Source organism: Alcanivorax sp. HI0083 (assembly GCF_001635175.1).
Genome location: NZ_LWFX01000523.1, coordinates 1 through 1,619 on the forward strand (window position 1 = coordinate 1; position 1,619 = coordinate 1,619).

At 55.6% G+C, this 1,619-nt stretch carries 2 protein-coding genes; one reads left to right on the plus strand and one right to left on the minus strand.

Features of this window, described 5'->3' with window-relative positions; translation table 11 throughout:
• The first annotated feature begins 150 nt into the window (after positions 1 to 150).
• A protein-coding gene (locus A3754_RS05410; protein WP_156496823.1) for an IS3 family transposase occupies positions 151 to 1,328 on the plus strand; the annotation gives its coding sequence in 2 pieces (ribosomal slippage) (positions 151 to 442 and positions 442 to 1,328; 1,179 coding nt in all).
• Positions 1,329 to 1,402: 74 nt separating this feature from the next.
• Here A3754_RS05410 and A3754_RS05415 read toward each other — a convergent pair.
• The coding region (locus tag A3754_RS05415) for a hypothetical protein (protein ID WP_063519026.1) at positions 1,403 to 1,619 on the minus strand (217 nt) is incomplete at its 5' end.

Consider the following 1,619-nt stretch of genomic DNA (forward strand, 5'->3'; position numbering starts at 1 on the left):
CTCAAATGATCTCGGCAATTGCTTGTTTTTAAAGGACCGCACCAGAAACCTGAGCGCGGCCCTTAACGTTTCAGTGAATCTACTCCCCCTCCACCGCGGNGNTGGAATGCCCCGGAAAAAGTAGACACCTTCATTTGGAGAGAAGGTGTCATGAAATACAAAGCCAAGCGCTACTTCAGCGATGATTTCAAACGCGAGGCCGTGCAGGCCTCGCTATCCACCACGCAGACACAGTCCGCACTAGCTGGCAAGCTAGGCATACACCCAAAGTTGTTAAGCCGCTGGCGAAGAGAATGGATTGTGACCAAGAAACCGTCTGCTAAATCCGTCCAGAACACGGGACCCGATAAAAGCCTCAAAGACCTGGAAGGAGAGATTTCTCGCCTGAAAAAGCAGCTCAAGCGAGCCGAGCTGGAGAATGAAATCCTAAAAAAGGCGGACGAGTACTTCGCCAAGCACGGCAAATAAGATTTGCCTTCATCGATGCCTGCCGTAGCCAAGCCTGGCCGGTATCGGTGATGTGCGCAGTACTCGATGTCTCACGAGCAGGCTATTACCGTTGGCGGGAGCGTCAGCGTTGTCCGGGGCCAAAACAGAGGCGCGATGACGCCCTCTTGGCCTTCCTTCTGAAAGAGGCTCGTCGTCAGCAAAGCATACCGGGTTACCGTAAGCTCTGGCTGCATGCCCAGGATGCGGGGTTTTGCTGTGGGAAAAATCAGGTTCAGCGGTTGCTGCAGGCGGCGGGCTACCGTTCGCGTACGGCGCCCAAGCCCGGCTACCGCAAGGCCAAGTCGTCTCTACCGGTGTTGCCCAATCTGCTGAATCGCCAGTTCTCGGTTGGGAAGGCCAACCGTGTCTGGGTGTCGGATATTACCCAGATCCGCTGCCAAGAAGGCTGGCTCTACATTGCCGTTGTGCTGGATCTGGGGACTCGTCAGATCGTGGGCCGTGCGATGGGGCCGGTTAACTGCTCACAATTGGTTATAGCGGCGCTGAAACAGGCCTGGAGGCGCCAGAAACCTGCGGGGCGTGATTTGCTGTTCCACTCAGACCAAGGCAGCCAATATCGTAGTGAAGAGGTGCTGAGTTGGCTCAATGACAGAAAGGTGACCATCAGCATGTCCCGGCGCGGCAACTGCTGGGACAATGCTTGTGCCGAGAGTGTCTTTGCCTTGCTAAAAAAGGAGTGGACTCGCCCTCTTGGAGAGATAGGCCGAGACGAAATGGCGAGCGAAGTTCGTTACTATACGGACCAGTACTATCCCAATGTGCGTCGGCACATGGCACTGGGAGGAGTTTCCCCCAGTGCCTATGCTGCGACCGTTTAATCATTAGGTGTCTACTAAATCGGGGGCACTCCATTAATCGCGGCTTTTAGCTGTTAACTGTCCACTATCAACTGTCAACTGTGTTTCCTGTTCGTCCATAACCACTGATAAAACGGCTGCAACTTTGCCACCGGCGCCTGGTCCTCGAACACATGCAACCAGCCCTTCGGCGTTTGCATAGCCAGCCAGGGGCCATGGCGAATAACCCGCAGAGGGCGCTCCATCACCTGAGTGTGCTGGCCCGTTACCGTCAACGTCTGCGCGTGCAGTTCCAATGCCACCGGCTGGGGA